Source organism: Streptomyces sp. NPDC043861 (assembly GCF_056435905.1).
Genome location: NZ_JBWKDP010000012.1, coordinates 286213 through 293416, shown reverse-complemented (window position 1 = coordinate 293416; position 7204 = coordinate 286213). Strand labels below are relative to the sequence as shown.

General features: G+C 72.1%; 7 protein-coding genes. 3 read left to right on the top strand and 4 right to left on the bottom strand.

Features of this window, described 5'->3' with window-relative positions; translation table 11 throughout:
* Positions 1–248 precede the first annotated feature (248 nt).
* Complete coding sequence (locus AC068D_RS26385) at positions 249–1538, top strand: DUF6986 family protein (protein WP_478825540.1); 1290 nt, start codon at positions 249–251, stop codon at positions 1536–1538.
* A gap of 265 nt (positions 1539–1803) precedes the next feature.
* Here AC068D_RS26385 and AC068D_RS26380 read toward each other — a convergent pair whose 3' ends face one another.
* Together AC068D_RS26380 and AC068D_RS26375 are read right to left on the bottom strand one after the other, a co-directional pair.
* The gene (locus tag AC068D_RS26380) at positions 1804–2088 is read right to left on the bottom strand and encodes an antibiotic biosynthesis monooxygenase family protein (protein ID WP_478825539.1); all 285 of its coding nucleotides are present in this window, start codon (positions 2086–2088) and stop codon (positions 1804–1806) included.
* Between the two features lie 403 nt (positions 2089–2491).
* Entirely contained in the window at positions 2492–3526 is a 1035-nt protein-coding gene (locus AC068D_RS26375) for a LacI family DNA-binding transcriptional regulator (protein ID WP_478825538.1), read from the bottom strand.
* Between the two features lie 197 nt (positions 3527–3723).
* Between AC068D_RS26375 and AC068D_RS26370 the strand changes: the two genes are divergently transcribed.
* On the top strand, positions 3724–4680 hold the full coding sequence (locus AC068D_RS26370; protein ID WP_478825537.1) for an ROK family protein: 957 nt from the start codon (positions 3724–3726) through the stop codon (positions 4678–4680).
* 794 nt (positions 4681–5474) lie between these two features.
* Here AC068D_RS26370 and AC068D_RS26365 read toward each other — a convergent pair.
* Positions 5475–6092: a TetR/AcrR family transcriptional regulator gene (locus tag AC068D_RS26365; protein WP_478825536.1), complete on the bottom strand. Its 618-nt coding sequence runs from the start codon at positions 6090–6092 to the stop codon at positions 5475–5477.
* Between the two features lie 81 nt (positions 6093–6173).
* On the opposite strand from AC068D_RS26365, the gene AC068D_RS26360 reads away from it, so the two are divergent.
* Entirely contained in the window at positions 6174–6767 is a 594-nt protein-coding gene (locus AC068D_RS26360; protein ID WP_478825535.1) for a peroxiredoxin-like family protein, read from the top strand.
* 72 nt (positions 6768–6839) lie between these two features.
* On the opposite strand, the gene AC068D_RS26355 is transcribed toward AC068D_RS26360, so the two are convergent.
* Entirely contained in the window at positions 6840–7043 is a 204-nt protein-coding gene (locus AC068D_RS26355) for a hypothetical protein (RefSeq protein ID WP_478825534.1), read from the bottom strand.
* Positions 7044–7204: the final 161 nt, after the last annotated feature.

Sequence of the window (7204 nt, the reverse complement as noted above, 5' to 3'; positions counted from 1 at the left end):
AGCCCCGATCTTCGACCTCGTCGACTACGGCATCGTCGGCGACCTCTTCGAGGTCGTCCCCCAGCTCACCCAGGAAATCAACACCCGCAAGGGCTGACCCCCACCCACACACCCCGGGGCCGCGCGACACACCTCACCGCGCGGCCCCACCCCGTTCCGGTGGACCATTGACGCAGGTCACTCGTCCAGCTAGCTTCACCATGCGGATTATGAATTCCGTTGAGTGGAAATTGGGAGGGTGTGCAGCGATGGGTCAGCAGGACAAGGCGACAACGAGCCTCGCCGGCGCGGTCAGCGAGGGAATCAGCGCCTCCCTCGCGCCGGTGGACGCGGAGCTCGCCCGTCGCTACCCGGGAGACCCCGGCACCCGCCAGCCTGTCCACACCGTGTACGTACCGGGTGACACCTTCGACGCGAACACCGTCCGCTCCTGGGGGGACCGTGCCCTCGCCGCGCTCGACGAGCATGCACCGGACGCCGCCACGCTGGCCCGCGTCCTGGGCCTCTCCGACGAGCTCGCCGAACCCGTCCACGCCCGGGTGCGGGCCAAGCTGGAGCGCGAGCCCGTCGAGGACCTGCGTGTCGACTTCGAGGACGGCTACCACGGTCGTGACGAGGACTCCGACGCCGCCCGTGCCGCCCGCCTGATCTCCGAGGCGTACGCGTCCGGCAGTGCCGCCCCGTACATGGGCATCCGCATGAAGTGCATGGAGGCGCCCGTACGCGACCGGGGCATCCGGACCACGGACGTCTTCCTCACCGGCCTCATGGAGCACGGCGGTCTGCCCGACGGCCTCGTCCTCACTCTCCCCAAGGTCACCTACCCCGAGCAGGTCACGGCGTTCGTCCGGCTCCTGGACGCCTTCGAGAAGGCGCACGGCCTGGACGCCGGCCGGATCGGCTTCGAGATCCAGATCGAGACCAGCCAGGCCGTCCTCGCCGCCGACGGCACCGCCACGGTCGCCCGCATGATCGGTGCCTCCGAGGGCCGCGCGACGGGTCTGCACTACGGCACCTTCGACTACAGCGCCTGCCTCGGCGTCAGCGCCGCGTACCAGGCGAGCGACCACCCGGCCGCCGACCACGCCAAGGCGATCATGCAGGTAGCCGCCGCGGGTACGGGTGTCCGTGTCTCCGACGGCTCGACGAACGTGCTGCCCGTGGGATCCACCGAGCATGTCCACGAGGGGTGGAGGCTCCACTACGGTCTGACGCGCCGGGCACTGGCCCGTGCGTACTACCAGGGCTGGGACATGCATCCGGGACATCTGCCCACCCGCTATGCCGCTGTCTTCGCCTTCTACCGGGAGGGCATGCAGGCGGCCGCAGCCCGCCTCGCGGCATACGCCGCAAGGGCCGGGGGCGACATCATGGACGAGCCCGCAACCGCGAAGGCGCTCAGCGGATATCTCCTGCGGGGGCTCGAGTGCGGTGCGCTCGACGACGACGAGGTCGTCCGTCTCACCGGGTTGAGCCTCGGGGAGCTCGAGGGGTTCGCGCGTCCGCGGCGCGGTGATCTGACGGCCGCGGGCCGCTGACGCGGGAGCCCCTTCCCGCAGAGTGCCCGGGCGACCTGCGCGGGGGCTGCGGTTCCCCGGCATCGTCCGTGCCGTCGGCAGATGACTTTCCGGCACTCGCATCCCGTGTCGTCCCGGCGCTGCCGCAGCCGGCGGAAAGGGCGCTTCTCCGCAGCGTCCGCCGCTGTGCCGGCATGCCTCTCTCACCGCGCGAAACGCGCGGTGAGAGAGTCCCAATGGTCGGACGGAACGCCCGAGTCGGTTTGCCGGTCCGTGAACCGGCCTGTCATTCCACCACGTTGAAGAGGGTGGTGGACCGGTCGCCGGACAGGAACGCGTTCATCGTTTTGACGAGGGCTTCATGCGTGGGGCTCGTCCGCCATTGCTTGAGGGCTCCGGCGTCCTCCCATTCGCTGGTGAGCAGCCACTGCCCTGGTGCATCGACCGAACGGCACAGCTGCTCACCGATGTGGCCAGGGGTTGCCACGACCTGTTTGCGCACCTGCTCGTAGGCTTTGACGAATCCTTCCTCCATGCCTTCCTGTACATGGAGAAGTCGAACGACCCGCACGCGCCCCGGACTCTGAGAGACAGTCGTCGAAGGTTTCACAATCCCTCTCCCTCCGCCTCGGACGGAAAGCTCATGCCATCAAACAATTGTCCTGACGATCAACGCCGACGCAACTCCACGCAATCGGCCGGCAACGCCATGGAACCGCACGATGCCCCCACTGCCGTGCCGTGCCGCGTCCTCACGAGGCCGTGGTCGACGGTCCTCGGCCGAGGCGCCGCAATGCGCAGGCCGACAGGAACCCGCCGGGGGCGCGCGGGTGTTGGCCGCCGGACTCCCGCGCCGTGCCGGGACCGGGTGCCCAGCGCGGCGACCGCGGGGGCGCGCCGGCGTGCGACGTCCTGAGCGGCGCCCGGCCGCAGCGGACGCCGCGAGCCTCCCGGCGGCCTCTCCGGGCGCCCTCCTACGACCCCGGTGGCAGTTCGCCCGAACCGCGCGCCAGCAGCTTCGTCGTCAGTTCGACGCGGGCGGGATCCTCGGCCACCCCGTCGAGGCGGCGGAACAGCCGCTCCGCCGCCGTCCGGCCCAGCGCCGCCGCGTCCTGTGCGATGACGGTGATCCCGAGGAGATCGGCGAGCTCGATGTCGTCGAATCCGACCAGTGCGACCGGGGTGTCCCGTCCCGCTAGGACGCGTACGGCGGTCACGGTCACACGGTTGTTGCCCGCGAAGACCGCGGTGACCGGCGCGGGCCCCGAGACCATCGCCTCGACGGCGGCCGTGACCCGCTCCGGGGCGGTCGAACCGAGCGAGACCCATCGCTCGTCCACGGGCAGCCCCGCGTCCTCCATGGCCGCGCGATAGCCGCGCAGCCGCTCCGTGGCCGTGTGGATGCGTGGCTGGTCGCCGATGAAGCCGATCCTCCGGTGGCCGTGGGCGATCAGATGGGCGACGCCTTCCCTGGAGCCGCCGAAGCTGTCCGACAGGACGACGTCAGCGTCGATCCGCCCGGCCGGCCGGTCCACGAAGACCGTCGCGATGCCCGCCTTGATCTCCGGCTCCAGATAGCGATGGTCGTGCCCTGCGGGAATGACGATCAGCCCGTCGACGCGGCGGGCACACAGCGCCAGCACCAGTTCCTGCTCACGGTCCGGGTCCTCCGCGCTGGACCCGTTGATCAGCAGCGCGCCATGGGCCCGTGCCACTTCCTCGACCGCGCGGCTCAGCGGGCCGTAGAAGGGATCGGCGAGGTCCTCCAGGACCAGTCCGATGGACGCGGTACGGCCCTTGCGCAGCACCCGGGCGCTGTCGTTGCGCCGGAAACCCAGTGCTTCGATGGCCTCCTGCACCCGCCGCTCGGTGTCCGGCGTGACACCCGGCTCGCCGTTCACCACCCGGGAGACCGTCTTGAGGCCGACTCCGGCGCGCGCGGCCACGTCCTTCATGGTGGGCCGGGTGCCGTAGCGGGTGGTCTCGGGGCGGCGGGCGAACTCGGCCACAGTGCGCTGTCCTGTCGTCGTCGGTGCGCCCGCTCGGGGCACTTGGGCTATGCCCTGCGGGCACGTGCCGTGCTGTGCAAGGCTGTGGCGTCGAGCATAGGCCCTGGACAACGTTGTCAGGGCAATGGAGACTGGTCGTCGAAGCCGCCGGTAAGCGGACCGTCCGGCTGCCAGTTCCCCTTGGAGATCGCACACCGATGCATAACGACCTCGTCGCCGCGCTCGACATCGGCGGCACCAAGATCGCCGGCGCCCTGGTGGACGGCAGCGGCAGGATCCTGGTCCGGGCGCAGCGGCCGACCCCGGCGCGCGAGGACGGCGAGACGGTGATGCACGCCGTGGCGTCGGTGCTCGGGGAACTGGCGACGTCACCGCTGTGGCTCCACGCCAGGGCGGTCGGCATCGGCAGTGCAGGCCCGGTGGACGCGTCGGCCGGCACGGTCAGCCCGGTCAATGTGCCCGGCTGGCGCGGATTCCCCCTGGTCGACCGGGTGAGCGCGGCCTCCGGTGGGCTGCCCGTCGAACTGGTGGGCGACGGTGTTGCGATGACCGCGGCCGAACACTGGAAGGGCGCGGCACGCGGCTACGACAACGCGCTCTGCATGGTCGTCTCGACGGGCGTCGGCGGAGGGCTGGTCCTCGGCGGCAGGCTGCACGCCGGGCCGACCGGCAATGCGGGCCACATCGGCCACATCAGCGTCGACCTGGACGGCGATCCGTGCCCCTGCGGCGGTCGGGGCTGTGTCGAACGCATTGCCAGCGGTCCCAACATCGCGCGCCGCGCCGTCGAGAACGGCTGGCGGCCGGCTCCCGGCGGTGACACCTCCGCAGCGGCGGTGGCCGCGTCGGCGAGCGTGGGTGATCCCGTCGCCGTCGCCTCCTTCGAGCGCGCCGCCCAGGCCCTGGCCGCAGGGATCGCCGCGACCGCCACGCTCGTGGAGATCCGTATCGCCGTCATCGGCGGCGGAGTGGCGGGCGCGGGCGACGTCCTCTTCGCGCCCCTGCGCCGCGCACTCCGCGAGTACGCCACGCTCTCCTTCGTCCAGAACCTCGTGGTGGCCCCGGCGCTCACGGGCACGGACGCAGGCCTTCTGGGCGCGGCTGCCGCCGCGTCGCCCGGCCTGAGGGGCGAGGCGGCGGCGTCGTTCGGCTGAGGCTCCCGGGCCGGCACGGTGACCGGCCCGGGCGCGGTGGCGCCGGCCCGCCGGCGCGTGTGCCGCCTGCCGCCCGCCGCGGACGGTCCCGGTCGCGACCGGCTCCGACGGTCCGTGCTTCCTCCTGTGCGCCCGAGTCGCTGAGGGCTCCCTCGACAGTTCACCGGCTCGCGGCGCCCTGCACGGCGCTCCCCCTGGCTTCGCCGGGAGGCGTCCCCCACGCTGCGTTGTCGAATCACCCGAGTACATCCAAGTACATCCGGTACGAGGGCGGTCTCCCCCAGCCTCCGGCCGGTGGGGGTACCCCCGGCGGAGCCAGGGGGAGCACCCCCACCGGCCTTGCGATACGTCCCCTCGGCCCCGAGGGGCCGGGGGAGGCCCCATGCCCTCGGCCGCGAGGGGCCGGGGGAGGCCCCATGCCCGCGGCCGCGAGGGGCCGGGGGAGACCCCATGCACCGGACGCCGCGGGTTTCCCGGCAAACCGATCCGGTCACAGCACTAGGGAGAACTCCGACGGAGCGGTGCCGGGGTTCCGGCCCTTCTTCTGCCGCCACGGCCACGTCACCACCGGGCCGGCGCCCGCGGGGCCGGCCGGTCGGGGGCGGAGCGGTCGGCGCCGGCGCCCCCGGCGTGTACCCCGGTTGCGGAGCGGAGCGACGGTCGGAGCGACATCAGGCAGTGGCCGTCGGTGGGCCCGCGCCCGTCCCTTGGTGGCGAGATTCGCCGCCTCCCGGAGGAACTCGTACGGATTTCCCGTGACCGCAACCGCGCGCCGCAAGGATGCTCCGGAGACCTCAGACGCCGCCCAGGCCCCGCAGCACCATGGCGAGCCCTCCGCGGAATTCCCGGTCGGCGTCGACGCCGGCAGCGCAACGCGCGGTTTCGGCCATATACGGGAACTCGGTTTCCGGCAGATCGGCGATGGCCTGCGTTCCCTGCCCGGACAGCGGCCCGAGATGTTCGAGCTGCATCGCGCCGACCACGTACGCGATCAGCCCGCGCAGGGCGATGACCCGTTGCTCACCTTCCATGCCCGCCTCGGTCAGGATGCCGAGCACGGTCTCCGACCAGCGCAGCTCGCTGGGGGAGCGGTGCCGGTGACTCACCGTCAGGGGCACGATTCCCGGGTGGGATCCCACGGTGTCCCGCAGTCTTCCGACCATGATGCCGACGCGTTCGGGCCAGGGCAGGTCGGAAGCGGGCGGTGTGGTGTCGACACCGCTGAGCACGAGCTCGACGATCAGCTGCTCGAGCTCGTCGCGGTCGGCCACGTACCGGTAGAGCGCCATGGTGCTCATGCCGAGCTGTGCGGCGACGGCGCGCATCGTCAGGGCGGCGAGTCCCTCACGGTCGACGACGGCGAGGGCGGCGGCGGCCACCCGGGCGTGGGTGAGTGAGCGCGGACGAGGCATGGCCCTTGACAGCGTACTCCGTACGCCTACGCTCGTAGGCGTACGGAGTACGCTTACGTTCCTCGCAGGGAGGACAGCCCGATGCCCGCATCCATGCGTCGGACGGCCACCGGTTCCGTCGTCGCAGCCCGAGAGCTCGTCCCGGTCTCCGGTCCGCCCGTGAAGGTCCCGGACCCGGAGCACCTGGTCCATCTCCAGTTCCGGCGGTTCGCCGGGTGCCCGGTCTGCAATCTCCACCTGCGCTCGGTGGTCAGGCGCGTCCAGGAGATCGAGGCGGCCGGGATCCGTGAGGTCGTTGTCTTCCACTCGCCCGCCGACGAGCTGGTCGAGCACACGGCGGACCTCCCGTTCGCCGTGATCGCCGATCCCGGAAAGCTGCTGTATGCCGAGTTCGGGGTGGAGTCGGCGCCCCGCTCGCTGCTCAGTCCGTGTGCCTGGGCCCCGGTCGTCCGGGCGGTCGTACGCGGCGCGGTGGCGGTCGCCCGGGGGCGGGAACGCGCACCGGCAGCCACGCAGCCCGGCGGACGACTGGGGCTGCCCGCCGATTTCCTGATCGCTCGCGACGGCCGTGTCGTCGCCGCCAAGTACGGCGAGCACGTCTACGACCAGTGGTCCGTCGACGAGCTCCTCGCCCTGGCGGACGACGTGTCCCACCTCTCGCGGACCACACGGTGACCGGTCGGTCGCGCGGACCTGCATGAACGGCCCGGCGCACGGGGAGGAATGCGGCGCCGGGCGCCGCCTCCCTCAGCCGGCCCGGCGGCGGCTCCGCTCGGACGGCTGGTGGGGAACCGGCTGGTGGGGAACGACCACCAGGAACGCATCCGTGTCCAGGTCCATCACGACCTCCGCCGCCAGCCCTTCATCGCGCCGGGCCCTGGCGAACTCCTCGGCCGGCCAGCTGCCCCGAGGACCCCCGGCGGGAAACACCTCCAGCACTCTGCGACGCATGCGCGTACCCCCTCGTCCTTGACCGCCCCCGTCATCGTGATCCCCAACGAGGTTCCCTCCGGATCTGTTACGCCCCACCGCTCATGGCCGCCCGTGGGGTCTTCCGGCCATCCGCATGACCGACTTCCGGCCGTCCGGACCGGACCCGGCCGGTCCGGACG